Source organism: Paenibacillus sp. JJ-100, from assembly GCF_948329825.1.
Classification (GTDB): domain Bacteria; phylum Bacillota; class Bacilli; order Paenibacillales; family Paenibacillaceae; genus Paenibacillus.
Genome location: NZ_CAOJCM010000002.1, coordinates 547,357 through 566,763 on the forward strand (window position 1 = coordinate 547,357; position 19,407 = coordinate 566,763).

Sequence of the window (19,407 nt, forward strand, 5' to 3'; positions counted from 1 at the left end):
TCCCGGCTATTTCAGAAGATCAGAATGACGATTAACGCTCCGACAAGCATCCCCAGGCTGCGGCTCATTCGTTCATACTTAATTTGATCGGCCTGTGCGCGGGATTCCTCATGCATAAGTTGCTGAATGGCTAACGAAATATGTTTGGTCTGATCTTGACGATCACTGGTGCCAAGGCTGAAACTCAACTGCATCATGACTTCCCGTTCGTCTGACTTCATGGCGGATCTTCCCCACGCTTGCTCTACACCATTCTGAAGACTCTCCCGGGCTGTAAGACCGTGTGGGGGCTCCATCTGTGCAGCTGCGTGTAAAAAAAGAGTCTTTATCGGTTCTTTCGTCTGAGCCCCCATCTTGTTCATTGCATCAGGAAGCGGTGTTAAGCCATAATTGATCTCTGTCATCAGCCGTTGTAGCGCTGCGATCAACTCACGTAATTGCCTTGGTCGCAACGCATATTGCCTTGCTTTGTAGAAACCGGCGAGCGTACTGGCTAGTAAAATCAATATGGCACCAAGCATGTTAACCAAAGGCTTCACCTCCTGCTTCGGTATGCTGAAGACCTCTCATCTTGCCATCAGCCAACCGAAAGCTCATGCCTCTGCTCGTCCGCTGCAACTGCACATAACGCTGAAACATCTGCTCTGTTATCAATGTCCTCAAAGCGGGTCTTGCAGATAGTTCAGCCAGATCTCTTCCATGCGCAGTCGCAATGACGGAAACACCTGCATGGAGGGCTTCCATAACCGCTTCGGCATCTTCTGGACGGCCAATCTCGTCCACAATTAGAACGTCCGGCGACATGGAGCGAAGCATCATCATCATACCTTCTGCCTTGGGGCATCCATCCATCACATCTGTCCGAGGGCCTACATCAAAGTTGGGTACACCTCTGTAACTTCCAGCAATCTCAGAACGTTCATCTACAATTCCAACTTTGAGCCGTGAACGTACGCCCTGTCTCAGCTCATCACCAACGTTCAGCTTGGATCCGTTGCTGATTTGTCTTGCCAAATCTCGTAGTAATGTGGTCTTGCCTTGCTGTGGTGGAGACATAATCAAGGTGTGGAATACCTGTCCACTCTTCATATCCAGCAGATAAGGAAGAATCGGATCAGCAATTCCTTGCACTTCGCGGGCAACACGGACGTTAAATCCGTTGATATCCCGTAAATATTCTACACGCCCGCCACTCAGCACCGTCCGACCAGCAAGTCCGATTCGATGTCCTCCGGGGATCGTGATGAATCCTTTGCGCAGTTCTTCTTCCAACGTATAGAGCGAATGGTTGCTTATAAGATCAAGTAGCCTGTGGGTGACTTCTTTTTGAGGAATATAAGCTTCCTCTGGTTTTCCCGTTGGTAAACCTTCCGAGGTAAGGAAGTGGTACGTGTTCCCTGCATTGACTTCCAACGGTCTACCTTCTCGAATACGGATTTCTTCCACTTGTTCCATTAGAGTGGGCGGCATTCTGCCCAGCATCGTTCGGATGGGTTCCGGAAAAAGATCCCTCCATTTCACGTTCATGAGTAGGCTCCTCCAACTGTATATTTCATATTGCATCTCTGATGCTTGTTCATATCTCAAGTTTATGCCTGTACATTCATTTTATGACGCTGAAATCTATCATTTCTTCGTAATGGTTGATGAGAGCCAGAATTCATAGACCTCTTTGGTCTAGGCACCTGTCTAGGCACGAATGCATATAGTGCTTCCAGAAAGAATGGACTGTTCCAGTTGAGAAGCAGATGCTTGATTCTTGGAACAGAAAGGAGTTGTAGGGAGTGCGTGTCGACGTTGTAGGAAATGTAAATGAAGTGCGTACGGTAGATCTGGAAGGTCGGAGTGTGGTCGTCATTGATGTTTTACGGACAACAAGCACGATTGTGACCGCTCTGGCTCATCATGCTGCAGGTGTTATCGCTACAGAGACCGTTCCGCAAGCCAAGCAGATGATAGTGGGGAACAGCATTCGTGGTGGGGAACGTTTTGACAAAAGAATAAACGGATTCGAGGTGGGGAATTCCCCCTATGAATATATGAGTAGCGACATTGCCCACAAAGTCATCATTCTTACTACGACGGATGGTACTAGAGCTCTCATCAAAGCATCCCGAGCGAGACATATTCTCGCAGGAGCTATGTTAAACGTTAGAGCCGTTGCTGCTGCTCTGTTAGAGCTGCAACGAAATGTACTATTACTGTGCGCTGGAGAGCAAGATGAATTTGCTCTGGAGGATGGCTTATGTGCTGGATATATTATTGAAGAATTGTACCGTCAGTCCAACTCTCCGCTTGAATTAAATGATCTTGGCATCATTCTGCATCAAGCTGTGTCTTCATGTCATGATCATATAGCCGATCTAATCCGAACATCATCCAGTGCAAGGAGACTGGATAAACTGGGGAAAATGCATGATGTTACCTACTGCTCTCAATTAAATCTGCTGGATTGTGTGCCAGAGATGAGAGAAGGCTGTGAGTTAAAACCTTATCGTAAATTTCATAGAAGGCAGTATGTGTAAACGGTCATGGTAGAACAGAAGAGGTGTACCGTTGCCCAGTGGCAACGATACACCTCTTCTAATTTAGAACCTATTCGTTATCTGCGAACTTGCGGTCCACCAATTACTGCTTGCTCTGTCGCATCAAGATCATACGCTGTGTGTAAAGCTCTAATTACATCTTGAAGTTTCTCTCCATCAATAACGCAGGACACCTTGATCTCGGATGTGCTGACCATCTTGATGCTTACGCCTTCACCGGAGATTACTTTGAACATTTTAGCAGCTACACCTGGATGACTCACCATACCTGCACCAACGATTGAAATTTTAACCAGGTTTTCCTCGGAGGTCACTTCACGGTAAGGTAAACGGCTGTGCAAACCTTCAATGACATGTAGAGCTTTCTCACGATCAGACAGCGCAACCGAGAACGAAAAGTCTGCTTTGCCATCCTTCACTCCACTTTGTACGATGATATCTACATCTAGCTGCTCAGACGCCAATTCTCCAAATACTTCGGCGAGAACACCTGGAGCATCCGGTACTCCCAAAATACTGATACGAGCGACGTTCTTATCATAAGCAATACCACTTACTACTACGCCTTGTTCCATTGCTGCTTCCTCCTTCACTACCGTTCCTTCATTATGGTTAAAGCTAGATCTTACAATTAGAGGTACACCGGAATGCTTCGCGTACTCAACCGCACGCGGGTGCAATACCGCCGCTCCCAAATTCGCAAGCTCCAGCATTTCGTCGTATGATATTTCTTTAAGTTTGCGTGCCACTTTCACGATCCTCGGATCTGTGGAATAGATCCCGTCCACATCCGTATAGATTTCACAAGCATCAGCTTGAATGGCTGCTGCTAACGCTACAGCTGTTGTATCTGAACCGCCGCGCCCCAGGGTGGTAATCTCGCCCTCTTCCGTCATGCCTTGGAATCCCGCAACAATAACAATATTCCCTTCATCCAGAGCTGCTTTGACACGCTCAGGACGAATATCCTGAATCCGGGCTTTTCCATGCACTGGTTCTGTTCGGAAACCAGCTTGCCATCCTGTAAAGGACACAGCTTTGCGTCCAATAGCCTGAATTGCCATGGATAACAATGAGATGGAAATCTGTTCTCCAGTCGTAAGGAGCATATCCATTTCACGAGCAGGCAGATCACTGTTCAGTACTTTCGCCTGATCAATCAATTCATCCGTTGTATCTCCCATGGCCGAAACTACAACAACACATTGATGTCCTTCATCCGCTTTTTCCACAACACGTCCGGCTACACGTTTCATACGTTCCGTATCGCCGACCGAGCTGCCCCCAAATTTCATGACGTACAATGACAACGCAAATCCACTCCCTACCTTGTGCAGTATGCATCAATTGATATCTTTCGTCATTATTCTCTGCGAGAAATGACTTTAACCCAGTATATTACGAAAGCGCCTGATAGGCTAATCTTTTTTCAAAAAAACCCTTTGCCAACTAGTCGGCAAAGGGTTTTCCTCAAACGTTAGAGCTTACGTTTAGTTACAAATTACGCACGGGAAGAGTATTTACCTTCGCGCGTATCGATCAGAAGCACATCGCCCTCATTAATAAACAAAGGAACTTGTACATTCAATCCTGTTTCCAGTTTTGCGTTTTTCGTAGCACCTTGTGCAGTATTCCCTTTAACCCCTGGCTCAGTCTCTACCACTTTCAGTTCAACACTGGTAGGTAGATCAACACCCAGGATTTCACCTTGGTAGCTAACGATTTTCACGTTCATGTTCTCTTTCAGGAAGTTCAATTCCCACTCCAGCTGATCACTTGATAGCGTAAATTGATCGTAAGTCTCGTTATCCATAAACGTGTGCTCCGAACCGCTTGCATACAGGTAAGATACTCCACGGTTTTCGATAATTGCACGGCCAATCGTTTCACCTGCACGGAATGTACGCTCAACGGTGTTCCCGTTACGCAGGTTTTTCAATTTGGAACGTACGAATGCAGCACCTTTACCTGGTTTAACGTGTTGGAAATCAAGTACGGTAAAGATATCTCCATCTACTTCTACGGTCAAGCCTGTTTTAAAATCGTTAACTGAAATCACAAAAAATCCCTCCTGATATAATTAAAAATGTGTGGTATGTTAGCCAATAACGGTGAATTTCTTGTCAGATTTCGTTAAAATATGGATACCTGTCTCGGTAATCACAACGTCATCCTCAATTCGTACGCCGCCAAGTCCATCAATGTAAATTCCCGGTTCAACCGTAACAACCATCCCAGGTTTCAATACATCATCGCTAAGCTTGGACAGTCGCGGAGCTTCATGAACTTCCATACCGAGGCCGTGGCCCGTGCTGTGTCCAAACTGTTCTCCATATCCATAGCCTGCAATGATATCCCGTGCAAGTGCATCCGCTTCCCGACCGGTCATACCTGGTTTCAAGTTCTCCAGCGTATGTAACTGTGCTTCCAAGACGATGTCATAAATCTTACGCAGTTCTGGTACAGGATTACCTGTTGCAATCGTACGTGTCAGATCGGAACAGTAACCATCCAGCAACGCACCGAAGTCAAATGTAATCAGTTCATCCTGACCGATCACCTTGCTGCTTGCTACACCATGTGGCATTGCAGAACGTTCACCTGAAGCGACAATCGTGTCAAAGGAAGAGCTTGTTGCTCCATGCTTGCGCATGAAAAATTCCATTTCTAGATCGACTTCACGTTCAGTCATGCCCGGTTTGACAAATTGCAAGACATGGCTAAACGTAGCGTCTGCCAAATCTGCAGCACGTTGCATCACTGCAATCTCTTCTGCATCCTTGAACATACGAAGCTGCTCCACAATGCCTGATACAGCTTTCAGTTTAACTGATTGCAACGTTTCTGCATAAGCAGCATGCGTACCAAACGTAACCGAATCCTGTTCAAAACCAACTTCATTAATATTCGCCGCTACCAGCAAATCACGAACAGAATCCATCGGTTTTACACCGTGCTCCACAACGTTAAAACCTTGGGCTTGCGAGGAAGCCTGTGCCATGTAACGGAAATCAGTAAGCAAATAAGCTTCCTGTTCAGTAATGAGCACATATCCTGCTGAGCCCGTAAATCCCGTCATATAGCGACGATTAATCGGATTCGTAATCAGCATTGCTTTGAGTTCACGCCCGGCCATCGCCTCGCGTAACTTGTGTACTCGTTTGTTTTCCATCGGTAACCCTTCTTTCTCTCACATTCCCGGGTTCCCGGCTCAGGTTAGTTTGTCCAGATGACGCACGAGAGCCAGCAATCCCAGTTCATAGCTTACTTCGCCAAATCCGGCAATCTGCCCGATCGTTTCTGCTGCAAGCACTGAATGATGTCTGAACGCTTCGCGTGCATGAATGTTGGATAGATGAACCTCCACGGTAGGAATTTTCACGGCGTTGATTGCATCACGTATAGCATAGCTATAATGAGTAAACGCCCCGGCATTAAGCATAATTCCGTCTGCCTCACCCATTGCCGCATGAATGCGGTCAATAATGTCCCCTTCGTGGTTGGATTGATAAAAAGCGATGGAGACTCCCAGTTTCTCAGCCTGTCTGCGAATGTTGTCTTCAATATCCTTCAGACTAAGCGTTCCATAGATGCCAGGTTCACGAACACCAAGCATGTTCAGGTTCGGGCCATTGATCACAATAATTCGTTTCACTGCTGCTCCACCCTCTCTGCAAATAACCAACTGCTATTTTAACACAGCCATCACTGGATTGAGAAGCTTTTTTGCGTCTAGGCCCCTGCATGCTCCGGTTCCCGTTTCCGTTCGTCCGTATACTCCATTGCTACAGTGTACCCAATGAACAGCCCCCAGAGTAGAAAGAAACAAATTTCTGTAAAAATTGAATCCCATGTTAACCGGTTCAACGGTTTCATCATACCTAGTTTGGGGCCTATCAGAACAAAGAGAATTATCCACCAGACAATCCCATACACCATACCGGGGAATGGTCCTTTTAATTTTCGAATGGTATAGGTATATAGCAGCGAAGCCAAGATGGAAAATACGATGAAACAAAGCCAGCCTGTCAAATGTCCTGCAGGAGTATATATAAACTTATGTTTAAAAAAAGGCTCTGCCAAAAAACCAACAGGTACAACGGTAAAATGCAGAAGATGGAACAGCCAGTGGATACCACCCCAGATCAGCCCGGCAAAGAACCCCAGCTCCAGCGCAAAAGAAAACCGGTTCGTATAATAGTGAGCATCCCCTTGCCTAGGAACGGAACGCCGTTCCATAGTTCCCTTATCACGTTCGTCCTTCCCCTTGCGCTGTTTATGACCATCAGTTTGTGCTTCGTGATTTTGATTTTTGATTACATCTTCATGGTTATTAGCCATTATCCATATCCCCTTCTTGGCAAGATCATTTCCTTCAACAATGCTAGATATTTCTTCACAGTTCTAGGGCGTAGTATGTTCAAAATAGGACAATCTTAACAGCAACACTTGGCGATTCTCTCGAAAACTAGAAATTGCTCTCAAAATTCGATACAATAAGGTTATAAACTGCCTTTCATTGTAGAGGCTTAGAACAGAATAGGAAGGTGAATAATTTGCCTCAACAATCCAAGCCTGTCAGCTACGGGGGGCAAGCTGTCATCGAAGGCGTAATGTTTGGCGGTAAACACGTCAATGTTACTGCAGTTCGCAGAAAAGACGGCGAAATTACGTATCTGGAAGTTCCCAAGCAAGACAAGACCTGGGTCATGAAATTGCGGCGGATTCCTTTATTACGCGGAATTGTCAGCATTATAGATTCAAGTGTCAAGGGCAGTAAACATCTGAACTACTCTGCTGACGCTTATGCTGATGATGAACTGGAACCGGAAGAAAAAGCAAAACAACAAGAAAAACAAGGGTCCGGCTGGAGCCTTAGCATGATTATTGGTGTGACTGCTGTTGCGATTCTGTCCTTCCTTTTTGGTAAGGTTGTTCTGACACTGCTTCCTGTCGTGATCGAGGACTTCTTGTTTAAAAATGTATTCGAGAATCAATTCCTGCATAATGTATTGGAAGGTGTCATCAAGCTGATTTTGTTACTTGCCTATCTATGGTTAATCTCTCAGACACCTATGATCAAACGTCTGTTCCAATATCATGGGGCGGAGCATAAAGTGATTAGCGCATATGAAGCAGGAGAAGAACTGACACCTGAGAATGTACAGAAGTACAGCAGGCTCCATTACCGTTGTGGAAGCAGCTTCATCATGCTTACTGTTATTATCGGTATATTCCTATACTCCGTTTTCACATATGATAACCTGTGGGAACGAATGGGACAGCGTCTGCTCTTATTGCCAGCCGTGCTGGGTATCTCTTTCGAGTTGCTGAAAATTACGAACTCACTTCGAGATATTCCTGTACTTCGCTATCTGGGATATCCAGGTCTGTGGCTACAGTTGCTCACGACCAAAGAGCCTACCAATGCTCAAGTGGAAGTTTCCATCGCTTCATTTAACCGGATGCGTGAACTGGATGCCAAGCTCGCTAACGTGTCGACTGCAACTGAAGTTCCTGTAGCAACATTTGATCCTGTGAAAGGGTGAATGATATGAATAAGCAGGGTATTTTATTTTGGGCGTTGATTATTTTGGCTGCTTTTGGGCTGATCGGATTATTAGGCAGGCTGTCTTTGGCCAATATTCTCATCCCACTAATCGTGTTCGGAGTTGTGTTCCTGCTGTACAAATATCCACCTGCTCGCTGGTCACGAAAAGCAAAAACACCGAAGATCAAACCTTCGGCGAAAACAATGGCTAAAATCAATGCGCAGCATAATGCTGCCACCAGAAAAAGCAGTTCGTCCAAAAAACGTAAGGAATACCCCTTCCAGGTTATTCAAGGACAAAAAGGTAAAAACAACGAAGAGGACATTCCCAAGTATCACTAAGTACCGATTCGTTGGTCAATCCACACGTTTATGATCAAAAAAAGTACCTTGTAAGCAATTCTCCATCAATAGGAGAATTGCTTATTTTGTTTATACAAGAACCGGCGGTGGTGAATCCGCCAGTTTCTTATGGTCTTCTTTTCGCTGCTTCTCTAGCTGCTCTTTATACATCTTCATATTCCATTCGTTAAAGAACTCCAACCCGGCCGACAAGCCCGCATGATATAAGTTCGTACTTTCTTGCATGGAAAGATTAAACTGGGTTGGTTTAATACCACGTGTTGGAATCTTTACGGTACGAAACCGGTTGATCTGCTCAATGTAACGTTCGTCATGTGCCGTCAGCATGGTCTCCACGAGTGCTTGTAGCATGGTTAGAGGCCCTTTGATTCGCGGGGGGTCCACTTCAGTCTTGCCTACCATCTTGAAACCGACTACCGGAATGATATCTCCTCCTGATTCAGAGCGCTCTCCATCAAACAACCAGAGTGGGAAATTGCTGAGCAACCCACCATCTACCACATAAACAAACTGATCTTGGAAGGATAATCCACGGGACATGTTCGGTGATTTTCGAATAATGACGGGATCGAAGAAATAAGGGATACTGCAACTCATACGTACCGCTTTGGCAACTTCCAGTTTAGTAGGCTCGATGCCAAATCGCCGGATATCATCGGGCAGCACTAGAATGTTTCCATTGGATATATCGGAGGCTGTAATGAGCAACTTCCCCTGCGGCAAATCCCCAAACGTTCGTATTCCTTTCTGTGCAAGCATCTCGCGAATCCATGCTTCCAGCGCTTCGCCTGAATATAGTCCTTTTTTAAGAAATAGCCTTGCTGCTGGTCCAATCCAGCGTGTATTAAAAATGGGTGACCGTTGCAGCAACGAAGCAAAGGGTGTACTCTCAATAATCACTCTCATTTCTTCTGCTCGATAACCAGCTGCTAGAAGCGCAGCAACAATCGAACCGGATGATGTCCCAGCGACCCGATTGAACTTCATTCCGCAGTCTTGCGCTCCCTGTACAGCACCAGCAAGTGAGATCCCCTTAACCCCTCCACCTTCAAACACTCCATTAATTAACACAAAAAAAACCCCCGTTCTCCCAGGCAGACGTGCTTCTATTGCCACTGTATGAGAACGAGGGTTGTTTATATAACCATGATATGATGGAAAAGAGATTGAGATTGTATTTATATCATTTCTTGTTGAAGTCTACAGCCCATAGTAGGCTTTTAAACGCTCGATGATGCCCAGTGGGTTTTTCGTAAGATATTGTGAACTAAAGTAAATATCCCCACTGATTGACGGGTATTTTTTATTGTAATTTAATTGATCAATAATTTCTTGAGACGACTGCCATCCAATCTCTGGTGTTCCCAGTTTATATGGAGAATGGCCAATGTACAGTTTTACATTGGTATTCGCTACCTCATTCACCCACCAATCGACGACTTTGTCATATCTCGCTGCACTCAGAGTCATGCTCCAGTACACTTGAGGTGCAACGTAATCGATCCATTCCTGTTTGATCCATGTTCTGACATCCGCATTCATGCTGTCATATGCGGTGACGCCCGCCTTGGTGTCCGATCCCGTTAGATCATTCGCTTTGTTCCGCCAAACCCCAAATGGACTAATGCCATATTCAACATTCGCTTTTACCCGGTCAATGCTCTGACCAAGCTGTTTCACAAATTGATTAATGTTGTCACGGCGCCACGCTGCGCGGTCGGCTGTACCTAGCGTATTGTACGCTTTGAACGCAGCATCATCATTAAAGGTTACATTGGATGGATAGAAATAATCGTCTAGATGAACGCCATCTACATTATAATTGTTCACAACTTCCATAATGGCATCAATAATATGCTGCCTTGCTTCTGGAATACCTGGGTTAATGTATAATTTACCAGATGCATTCACAATCCATTCTGGATGAAGTTTGGAAACATGATTAGCTGCCAGATTAGCAGTCGATGCTGAATTGGTTGCACGGAACGGGTTAAACCAGGCGTGAAATTCTAGACCACGTTTGTGTGCTTCCTCAACCATGAAAGCCAGCGGGTCATATCCCGGATCTTTGCCTTGTGTCCCTGTCAGGACACTGTTCCAAGGCACTAGCTTGGAGGGATAGACGGCATCTGCATTGGCTCTGACTTGCACAAATACTGCGTTGATCCCCATTGCTTTTAATTGATCAAGTTGACTTGTGTACTCCTGCTTTTGTTTTTCTACATTACCTCTGGCTCCAGATGATGGCCAGTCTCCATTCACTGTTGAGATCCAAGCTCCACGCATCTCATCGTTCACTGGCGGCTTGACCTCTTCCCCAGGCTGTGCAGGAGTTACTGGCGGCAGTTCTGGTGTTGGCTTCATGACATCTCCACTGTACAGATCAATCGTCTGGGCAGTCTGATTCCAGTTGACCTGAATGCCCAAATTCTCACTTACAAAACGAATCGGGACCATCACACGACCTTGCTTTAGTTGCACTGAAGCATCTAAATTGACCACCGCATTATCTACTGTGGCTTGCTGACGCCCACTCGTCATCTTGATAATCGAGTCCGATTTCTGAATCGTCACCGTCCGGTTTGCCTGAGACCATAAAACAGTAGCACCTAGTCCTTCACTGATAACACGCAGCGGGACCATCGTTACGTTCACCTTGGGCATGATGTAAGGTGATACATCCGTTTCCAGACGTTGACCATCCAGAAAAATTGCAATCTCTTTCTTGGCCGCTGCCTGAGCAGTGAAACCGGTTGTCTGTAATGCAAGTACGAAAATAAGTAAAAACATGAGTCCTTTACGAAACTTCATTTAATCCAACCCTCCAGCATCTTTATAATTTGCGGTAAATTCTACTAGTTTAATAGACGCATAGCAGAGTGGTTTAGTTGCGAAATTGGTAAAATGACGGGTGGCCTCAAAATATCGTATACAATCCATAAACATAAAAAATGCTCCTCGCCATATACCTACCTTTGGCGAGAAGCATTTCTTACGTGTTACCATATAAATTCAAGGTTCAAGAGTCCGTGTTACTCATGATTTCCTGAATGTTTCTCAGATCTTGCAGGCGACTCTCATCCTGACGGAAATATTCCACCAAAGATTCTATACACGTAATGGAATCCCAACTTAAATGATGCTCAATACCTTCCACATCGTTATAAATATTCTCCTCCTGCACACCTATGGTCGATAGAAACTCCTCGAGCAGATGATGGCGCTCCATCAATCTTTTGCCCATCTTTTTTCCTTTGGGTGTCAGTACCAGCCCGCGGTACTTCTCATAGATCAGGTACTCGTCCTTGTCCAGCTTTTGGATCATCTTCGTCACGGATGAAGGATGTACTTCTAGTCCTTCAGCTATATCAGACACACGAGCATAGCCCTTTTCTTCAATTAATTTGTATATACGCTCCAAATAATCTTCCATACTGGGCGTTGGCATCTGCTTCCCTCTCTTCTCTCTGACCGGTTCTTCGTACCAGGTCCCTATCCTCTAATGATACATGTTATCAATGTGCATTGGCAAGTCCTACCCATTTCAGTCCGTTTCATTCCACAAGGATTTGGCAGGCGTGACTTTTCTTTTGTAGAGGCAAACTAAGTTCAGTTCCGTACTGAAAGGAGTGATTTTGTGAGCACAAGTGTGGCCCAGCCCCCTGTTCGAAAAGCAAAGGGCACTAAACCTTTTATTCCCGATTTGGTGTACTTTGAACCCGGTGCATTAGAATATGAAAAAGGCAAACGCATTATGGAATGGGTGACTTCTCGAAATATTCCTTATCAGATGACAACTTCTCACAATCGAATCACCAATCTGCCCGGTGAGACGGAGCAGGAGAAGTATCGAATGGCCAAGCGAACGTTGGTTGTCGGTGTTCGTAAAACGCTAAAATTTGACCAGTCGAAACCATCAGCGGAGTACGCTATTCCAATCTCTACAGGATGTATGGGGCATTGTCATTATTGTTATCTTCAAACAACACTGGGCGCCAAACCTTATGTACGCGTATATGTAAATACCGAAGAAATCATTGAGGCAGCCAAGGGATATATCGAGGAGCGAAAACCTGAAATCACTCGCTTTGAAGCTGCTTGTACTTCGGATCCTGTTGGCTTGGAACATATCACAGAGAACCTTAGCGACCTCATCCGTTTTATGGCAGATGAAGAGTATGGGCGATTACGCTTCGTCACCAAATATCACCATGTAGAGCCTCTGCTGGGGATCAAGCATAATGGCCACACGCGCATTCGATTTAGCGTGAATTCCGACTATGTTATTAAAAACTTTGAACCAGCAACCTCACGTTTTGAAGAACGGATCGAAGCGGCAGGAAAAATTGCCCATGCTGGCTATCCGCTCGGGTTTATTATTGCTCCAATCATCTGGTATGATGGCTGGCAAGAGGGCTACGCAGAATTGCTGCAAAAACTCGCGGATACCTTGCCTGAAGAAGCAACTAAAGATCTGACGTTTGAGATGATTCAGCATCGTTTCACTAAAACGGCAAAAGCAACTATAGAGAAACGTTATCCCAAAACCAAGCTGGAAATGGATATTGAGAAGCGCAAAATGAAATGGGGCCGATGGGGCCAATACAAATATGTATACAAAGACGATCAACAGGATGCTCTGCGTGAGTTTATCACTGAACGCATTTTCGAGCATTTCCCGTTAGCGAACATTGATTATTTCACCTAAAAGAGATATCCTTTTAACTTTTCACATTTTACACGTTCAAATTAAAAAAGCAGGCTGCATGCTCCAGATGATCTGGTTGATGCAGTCTGCTTCAGGTAAACGATTCACCTTATATTCTGTCTTTTTATATTCTGTCGTTCTACTGTTATATAATCATCCACTCTGGTGTGATTTTCTGCAGCCAAATGGTTATTTTGGTCATCTGGTCTGTAAATAACAAGATACCCATCAGCAGCATCAATGCCCCGCCAATCTTCATCATGACATTGGAATACCGCAAAATCCAGCGTGTAGAGCCAATGAAAAATGCCAAAACAAAGAAAGGTAACGCGAATCCTACAGTGTATCCTGTAATCAGTGTCAGCCATGTGGATGGTTCACTTGCAGCCATTGCTATAATGGTCGCCAGAATCGGTCCAATACAAGGTGACCATCCTGCGGAAAAGCCAATCCCAAAAACAAAAGACCCTAAATACCCCGCTGGTTTCCACTTCATATCCAACTTTCGTTCTTTCATCAAAAACTGAGGTTTGAAAATGCCTAATAAAAACAACCCCATTAACATAATAAGAATTGCTGACAGTTGGCGAATTAGATCCCGATTTTCATTGAAAAATTGTCCAAATAATCCTGCACCAAGACCAAGCGAATAAAACACAGCGGAAAAGCCCAAAATAAACGCCAATGTATGCGTCATCGTCTTCAAACGTACTTCCCGCTGATTACGATCTTCCTTCAACTGTTGAACAGTCATTCCTGTGATATAGGAAAGGTAAGAAGGATATAGTGGAAGACAACAGGGTGATATAAAAGAAGCGAGGCCGGCAATAAAAGCCAGCCATACATTAACATCAGGCATGAAGCAATGTCTCCCTTCCTCGGGCTCACTTGCTTGATCATTGTTTGGATGAGGTCAAGCCCGAAACCCTTTTTTTCCAATCATCGTAAGGATCAGCATCATGATCAGCAATAATACAATGGTGGCACCTGGGGCAAGATTCCATATCCCTGCTGTAACCAGTCCAATTACAACAGCAAGTTCTCCGATGACGACCGAGAGAATGATCGCTGATCTGAAACTTCGAGCCATGAGCAAACTGACGGCTACAGGGATGGTTAGCAGTGCCGACACCAGCAACGCCCCAACAATTTTGATCGCTGTACTAATCACCAGAGCAGTCATCACCGTGATCAGCATATTTAGAATTTTAACCGGTAGTCCAGTGACAGCAGCCGCATCTTCTTCGAAGCTGAGCAAGAAGAACTCCTTATGTAAAAGAGCCACGACGATAACAACGATTAATGTCACAATTCCAACCAACTTCAGATCTGTTGCATCCAGGGTGTAGATGCTGCCGAACAAATAACTCATCACATCTGCGTTGTACCCTTTTCCTAGTGTGAAAAAGAGGGATGCCAGCGCCACGCCTCCAGACATGATTATAGCTATGGACAATTCCGCATAGCTTTTATATGCCTTGCGAAGCTTCTCAATGGCGAACGAGGCGAGTACTGCAAAGATCAGACCTACACCGATCGGATAAACCTCGATCAGAAAACCGAGCGCTACTCCTGCGATTGTGACGTGCGACAAGGTATCTCCTATCATCGACAATCTTCGTAATACGAGGAAAAGTCCGATCAGCGGAGCCGTAATGCCGATAAGCAATCCACCTGCAAGTGCACGCTGAAAAAAATCACTCCATAATATCTCCAAAACAAACTCGACTCCTTCGGCCTGTTAATCTAATGGCCCACAAACATAACTAGCGTACCTGCGCGGTAGTATGCTGCAGGTTAGTCTCTACACAATCTTCTATCTCATGTGAATGCCGTACATGGAAGTGGATCTTGCCATTACTAAGGGCTGCTTCCGAGCCCAAATAACTCTCCATTCGGTCCATGTCGTGAGATACCATCAGAAACGTCATTCGATGATGTTCATGCATGTGTGTAATCAGTTCAAAAAAACTAGCCTGTGACTCCGCATCAATTCCCACCGTAGGTTCATCAAGAATGAGTAGATCTGGATGATTGATCAGTGCACGAGCAAGAAAAACCCGTTGTTGCTGACCGCCAGACAGTTGTCCAATGCGTTTGTTTGCGATATCTTCGATTCGCATCACTTTCATCGCATCAATGGACTGTTGATGAGCTTGGCGGGAGATTCGGCGAAACATGTTTTTGTTATTGTATAGTCCGGACATGACCACCTCACGCACAGTAGCCGGGAACAACGGATTAAATGCATTTTTTTGAGGCACATACCCAATCCGGTTCCAATCCTTAAATTTGCGAATCGACTGACCAAAGAGTTTGATATCCCCCTGTGCAGGAGGCAGTAACCCTACCAGCATACGAAGCAACGTTGTTTTCCCTGCTCCGTTGGAACCAATAATACCCACAAAATCTCGCTGTTGCACCATAAAATTGAGATTTTCAATCACACGCTGATCTCCATAGGAAAACGAAAGATTTTCAATCTCGATAATTGGATCATGACATAGTGGCATGATTTGCTGCATGGCAAAGCCGCCCTTCGTAATAAATAAATGACCTAAACATACTGCATAACACTCCAAAAGTCTTCGCCGATGAAACAGCAAAGACTTCTGGACGTTTACTCTCATTCTTCTTATTTTAATGCGATCAACAGATTTTGCAAATTTTTCTCCATCAGAGTGAAATAATCATCTTTGTTTTTTACCTGTTCTTGGGTTAGCCCTTCCACCGGGTTTAACACCATTGTTTCTACGTCTGCCTCACTCGCAAGTGTTTTAGCTAGTTTGTCCGAGACAAGCTCTTCAAAGAAAATGTACTTGATCCCCTCATCTTTAACCAGTTTAGCCAGCTTAACAATGTCTTGGCCTGTCGGTTCTGCATCTGGGGAAAGCCCCATGATGGCATGCTGCTTCAAGCCATAATCACGTGCAAGATAGCCGAAGGCTTGATGTGATACCACAATTTCCTTGTTTGGCACTGAGGCGAGTTCATCGGTGAAACGCTGATCGAGAGCCTCAAGTTTAGTACGAAGTTCTTCGTAACGTTGCTCATAACCTGCTTGGTGTGAAGGATCAACTTCTACGAGGCTATTCTTAATATTTTCTGCCATAATCATTGCAGATTTTGGACTAACCCAAGTATGGGGATCAATATGATGGTCAGCTACCTGTTCCTCATGGCCGCTCTCGTCTGCATGATCATCAACATGTTCGTCCCCATGCTCTTCGCCATGTCCATGTCCATGGCCGTCATCCCCTTCGGCCGTTAGCAGCTCTATACCTTCACTCACTGCCACGGATTTCACTTTTGAATCACTGTCCAGTGATTTCAAAAAGTTCGGTACCCAGCCTTCCAGTCCTGCTCCATTGTAAAGGAACAGTTGTGCCTTGGATGTGTTTACGATGTCCTGGCTCTTCGGTGTCCAATCATGAGGTTCTACACCTGTTGGCAGCAAGTTAATAACGTTAGCATCCTCTCCACCAATTGCCGTAGTAAATGCATATACCGGATAAAATGTTGTTACAACATTCACTTTGTCTTCAACAATCTTGGCTGTATTATTGCTATTCTGTCCGCATGCGGACAATACGAGCAAAGTAAGGATGAGCAAACTACTCCAAAGAAGCTTGAATGTACTCCTTCTGTTGAGTTTGAGATTCTGACTCCGCTCAGCCTGTCTACCCTTTTTATCAAATGTCATTTATACTTCACTCCGTATCACTTAATCGTAATCATTACTGATAGAATTATAGGTAACATCATCTTGCTTGTCAAGGCTTATGTTCTATTCATTCTTTCCGTAAGTCCGGAGTTCATAACAGTATATGCTTGTTTACCTGCGATCAGATCTACTGTAAAACAACAAAAGTGGTCCGAATCACTTCGGACCACTTTTGTTTCAATCAGCCACCATGGCTGTAAAAAAAACTCGTTCTATACTCTATACCTTCTCTATTTCACTTGCGCACCGTTAGGCATGCTGTCAGGCACTGTAGCTAAGGTCAATTGGTCGCCATGCGAAGCTGCGAGAATCATACCTTGAGACAGTTCTCCACGAAGCTTCACTGGTTTGAGGTTCGTCACGCAGATCACTTTACGACCAACCATCTCTTCTGGCGAATAGAACTTCGCAATTCCCGATACGACCTGCCGCTTTTCATAACCAAGATCCAGTTGCAGCTTAAGCAACTTATCTGCCTTTTTAACAGGTTCACAAGCAATAACTTGAGCCACACGCAGCTCCACTTTAGCAAAATCGTCGATGCCGATCTCTTCCTTGCCTTCAGGTGCAGCCACAGGTTCTGCTGGTGCCGAAGCTTCTGATCCCGCTTCTGTTTGGTTTGGATTAGACTGTTCAGCCTTTTGGCCTCCTGTCATCGCTTCAGAGATATAAGCAATCTCTTGCTCTGCATCAAGACGCGGGAAGATTGGCTCGCCTTTGTGCAATGCGTTACCAGCAGGTACCATACCCCATTGCTTCGCTGAATCCCAAGCCGTCAGTTCACCTTCCTGAATGCCTAGCTGTTCCCAGATTTTGCGCGGTGCGCGAGTCAGGAACGGTTGGAGCAGGATGGAAGCAATACGTAAGCTTTCAATTAGATGAGACATGACAGATGCCAGCTCATCCCGTTTCGCTTCATCACGTGCTAGAGCCCATGGCTGTGTCTCATCAATATATTTGTTACTGCGACTAACAAATTGACTAATTGCCGTCAGTGCCACAGAGAACTGCAAGTTCTCCATCGCTTGCTCTACTTTTTCCACCGTTGCATGTCCTGCCTCTTCCAGCGAAGCATCAAACTCCGTTACATTGGAAGCAAAAGCAGGAGCTTTGCCTTCAAAATATTTGTCTACCATCGCGACAGTACGATTCAGCAAGTTGCCCAGATCATTCGCAAGGTCCGAGTTCACACGCTCAACGAAGCTTTCTGGTGTAAATGTGCCATCCGATCCGAAAGGTACTTCACGCAGCAAGTAATACCGAAGGGAATCCAGACCATAACGATCAATCAGCGTCACCGGGTCTACTACATTCCCTTTGGATTTGGACATTTTACCATCTTTCATTAGCAGCCAGCCATGTGCAAACACCTTTTTCGGTAATGGCAAATCCAGTGCCATCAGCATAACTGGCCAGTATATCGTATGGAAACGAACAATTTCTTTCCCCACCAGATGAACATCTGCAGGCCAGAACTTGTCGTACAATGAAGAATCCGGAGAACCGTAGCCCAGTGCTGTAATGTAGTTAGACAACGCATCAATCCATACGTAAACGACGTGTTTCGGATCGCCTTTAACCTTGATACCCCACTCAAATGTTGTCCGCGATACGGCCAAATCCTCAAGACCTGGTTTGATGAAGTTGTTGATCATTTCGTTTTTACGGGATTCCGGTTGAATAAAACCAGGATTCTCTTCGTAATATTTCAGCAAACGATCTGCATATTTACTCATGCGTAAGAAGTATGATTCTTCTTTGACGAGTTCTACCGGATGACCGCTATCCGGACTTTTAGCCGAGATAATCTCGCCTTTTTCATTCTTCTCTACATCCACTAGCTGAGTTTCAGTGTAATATGTTTCATCCGGAATACTGTACCAGCCTTCGTACTCTCCTTTATAGATATCGCCCTGCTTCAGCAAACGGTCAAAGATATCCTTTACTACTGTTTTGTGACGCTCTTCGGTTGTACGGATGAAATCATCATTGGAGATATCCAGTTTGTTCCACAGTTCCTTGATCCCCACTACAATCTCATCGACAAAAGCTTGAGGAGACAGTCCCTTCTCCTGAGCCTTACGTTCAATCTTCTGACCATGTTCATCGGTACCTGTCAGATAACGTACCTCGTACCCACGCAAACGTTTGTAACGGGACATCGCATCTCCAGCTACTGTTGTATACGCATGACCGATATGTAGTTTGTCGCTTGGATAATAGATTGGGGTCGTCAAATAAAATGTTTTTTGGTTCGTCATCATTATTCTCCTCCTTGATATGTCCTGATGGGTCCAGGCTACTTAACTGAAAATAAATACAAAAAAACCCCCGCCCTATGGGACGAGAGTATCTCTCACGTGTTACCACCCAAATTCCCCACATTTTTCACAAAACGCAGGCTTATCCGGTCTTTCGACCGCCCATTAACGCTGGATCACGCCTCAGCCTTACGACAATAGCGACAAGTCGCTCGTTGTACGCTCGAAAGAGGTTCCTCCGGGACCATCTTCCA

General features: G+C 45.2%; 18 protein-coding genes and 1 pseudogene. 4 read left to right on the forward strand and 15 right to left on the reverse strand.

Going from position 1 to position 19,407, the window contains the following annotated elements; translation table 11 throughout:
• Window positions 1–11 precede the first annotated feature (11 nt).
• Together spoIIIAB and spoIIIAA are read right to left on the reverse strand one after the other, a co-directional pair.
• Complete coding sequence (spoIIIAB, locus tag PQG66_RS09180) at window positions 12–530, reverse strand: stage III sporulation protein SpoIIIAB (RefSeq protein WP_272037386.1); 519 nt, start codon at window positions 528–530, stop codon at window positions 12–14.
• The gene (gene spoIIIAA, locus PQG66_RS09185; protein WP_272037387.1) at window positions 523–1,527 is read right to left on the reverse strand and encodes a stage III sporulation protein AA; all 1,005 of its coding nucleotides are present in this window, start codon (window positions 1,525–1,527) and stop codon (window positions 523–525) included. The genes spoIIIAB and spoIIIAA overlap by 8 nt, the downstream gene beginning before the upstream one ends.
• 257 nt (window positions 1,528–1,784) lie before the next feature.
• Here spoIIIAA and PQG66_RS09190 point away from each other — a divergent pair, with 257 nt between their 5' ends.
• Window positions 1,785–2,525 carry a 2-phosphosulfolactate phosphatase gene (locus PQG66_RS09190; protein WP_272037388.1) on the forward strand — a complete coding sequence of 247 codons (741 nt, stop codon included), beginning with the start codon at window positions 1,785–1,787 and terminating at the stop codon, window positions 2,523–2,525.
• 77 nt (window positions 2,526–2,602) lie between these two features.
• Here the strand turns inward: PQG66_RS09190 and PQG66_RS09195 are convergent, their stop codons facing one another.
• The 5 genes from PQG66_RS09195 to PQG66_RS09215 all read right to left on the reverse strand — a co-directional run bounded on the left by PQG66_RS09195 (window position 2,603) and on the right by PQG66_RS09215 (window position 6,785).
• Window positions 2,603–3,856 (reverse strand): aspartate kinase, encoded by a 1,254-nt coding sequence (locus PQG66_RS09195; RefSeq protein WP_272037389.1) that lies wholly within the window; start codon window positions 3,854–3,856, stop codon window positions 2,603–2,605.
• Window positions 3,857–4,047: 191 nt separating this feature from the next.
• Window positions 4,048–4,605 carry an elongation factor P gene (gene efp / locus PQG66_RS09200; RefSeq protein ID WP_272037390.1) on the reverse strand — a complete coding sequence of 186 codons (558 nt, stop codon included), beginning with the start codon at window positions 4,603–4,605 and terminating at the stop codon, window positions 4,048–4,050.
• A gap of 39 nt (window positions 4,606–4,644) precedes the next feature.
• The gene (locus tag PQG66_RS09205; protein ID WP_272037391.1) at window positions 4,645–5,718 is read right to left on the reverse strand and encodes a M24 family metallopeptidase; all 1,074 of its coding nucleotides are present in this window, start codon (window positions 5,716–5,718) and stop codon (window positions 4,645–4,647) included.
• 39 nt (window positions 5,719–5,757) lie between these two features.
• Window positions 5,758–6,201 (reverse strand): type II 3-dehydroquinate dehydratase, encoded by a 444-nt coding sequence (aroQ, locus tag PQG66_RS09210; protein WP_272037392.1) that lies wholly within the window; start codon window positions 6,199–6,201, stop codon window positions 5,758–5,760.
• A gap of 77 nt (window positions 6,202–6,278) precedes the next feature.
• On the reverse strand, window positions 6,279–6,785 hold the full coding sequence (locus tag PQG66_RS09215) for a YqhR family membrane protein (protein WP_272038123.1): 507 nt from the start codon (window positions 6,783–6,785) through the stop codon (window positions 6,279–6,281).
• A 317-nt stretch (window positions 6,786–7,102) separates the two neighbouring features.
• Here PQG66_RS09215 and PQG66_RS09220 point away from each other — a divergent pair, with 317 nt between their 5' ends.
• Both PQG66_RS09220 and PQG66_RS09225 read left to right on the forward strand, forming a co-directional pair.
• Window positions 7,103–8,095 carry a DUF1385 domain-containing protein gene (locus tag PQG66_RS09220; protein ID WP_272037393.1) on the forward strand — a complete coding sequence of 331 codons (993 nt, stop codon included), beginning with the start codon at window positions 7,103–7,105 and terminating at the stop codon, window positions 8,093–8,095.
• A gap of 5 nt (window positions 8,096–8,100) precedes the next feature.
• Window positions 8,101–8,439, forward strand: a complete 339-nt coding sequence (locus PQG66_RS09225) for a hypothetical protein (protein WP_272037394.1) — start codon at window positions 8,101–8,103, stop codon at window positions 8,437–8,439.
• Window positions 8,440–8,529: 90 nt separating this feature from the next.
• Here the strand turns inward: PQG66_RS09225 and PQG66_RS09230 are convergent, their stop codons facing one another.
• From PQG66_RS09230 to mntR, 3 genes are all read right to left on the reverse strand, one after another.
• Window positions 8,530–9,531, reverse strand: a complete 1,002-nt coding sequence (locus PQG66_RS09230; RefSeq protein WP_272037395.1) for a patatin-like phospholipase family protein — start codon at window positions 9,529–9,531, stop codon at window positions 8,530–8,532.
• A 129-nt stretch (window positions 9,532–9,660) separates the two neighbouring features.
• Entirely contained in the window at window positions 9,661–11,271 is a 1,611-nt protein-coding gene (locus PQG66_RS09235) for a family 10 glycosylhydrolase (protein ID WP_272037396.1), read from the reverse strand.
• Window positions 11,272–11,479: 208 nt separating this feature from the next.
• A complete protein-coding gene (gene mntR, locus PQG66_RS09240; RefSeq protein ID WP_272037397.1) occupies window positions 11,480–11,908 on the reverse strand; it encodes a transcriptional regulator MntR in 429 nt (142 codons plus the stop codon).
• 189 nt (window positions 11,909–12,097) lie between these two features.
• Here mntR and splB point away from each other — a divergent pair, with 189 nt between their 5' ends.
• The gene (gene splB / locus PQG66_RS09245; protein WP_272037398.1) at window positions 12,098–13,168 is read left to right on the forward strand and encodes a spore photoproduct lyase; all 1,071 of its coding nucleotides are present in this window, start codon (window positions 12,098–12,100) and stop codon (window positions 13,166–13,168) included.
• A gap of 145 nt (window positions 13,169–13,313) precedes the next feature.
• Here splB and PQG66_RS09250 read toward each other — a convergent pair whose 3' ends face one another.
• The 5 genes and pseudogenes from PQG66_RS09250 to metG form a co-directional block, all read right to left on the reverse strand.
• Entirely contained in the window at window positions 13,314–14,027 is a 714-nt protein-coding gene (locus tag PQG66_RS09250; protein WP_272037399.1) for a cytochrome c biogenesis CcdA family protein, read from the reverse strand.
• A 54-nt stretch (window positions 14,028–14,081) separates the two neighbouring features.
• Entirely contained in the window at window positions 14,082–14,885 is an 804-nt protein-coding gene (locus PQG66_RS09255; RefSeq protein WP_272037400.1) for a metal ABC transporter permease, read from the reverse strand.
• A 49-nt stretch (window positions 14,886–14,934) separates the two neighbouring features.
• Entirely contained in the window at window positions 14,935–15,693 is a 759-nt protein-coding gene (locus PQG66_RS09260) for a metal ABC transporter ATP-binding protein (protein WP_272038124.1), read from the reverse strand.
• Between the two features lie 110 nt (window positions 15,694–15,803).
• Window positions 15,804–16,871, reverse strand: a complete 1,068-nt coding sequence (locus PQG66_RS09265) for a metal ABC transporter solute-binding protein, Zn/Mn family (protein ID WP_272037401.1) — start codon at window positions 16,869–16,871, stop codon at window positions 15,804–15,806.
• A gap of 251 nt (window positions 16,872–17,122) precedes the next feature.
• Window positions 17,123–19,177, reverse strand: a pseudogene (metG, locus tag PQG66_RS09270) (methionine--tRNA ligase); the annotation flags it as partial.
• Window positions 19,178–19,407 lie beyond the last annotated feature (230 nt).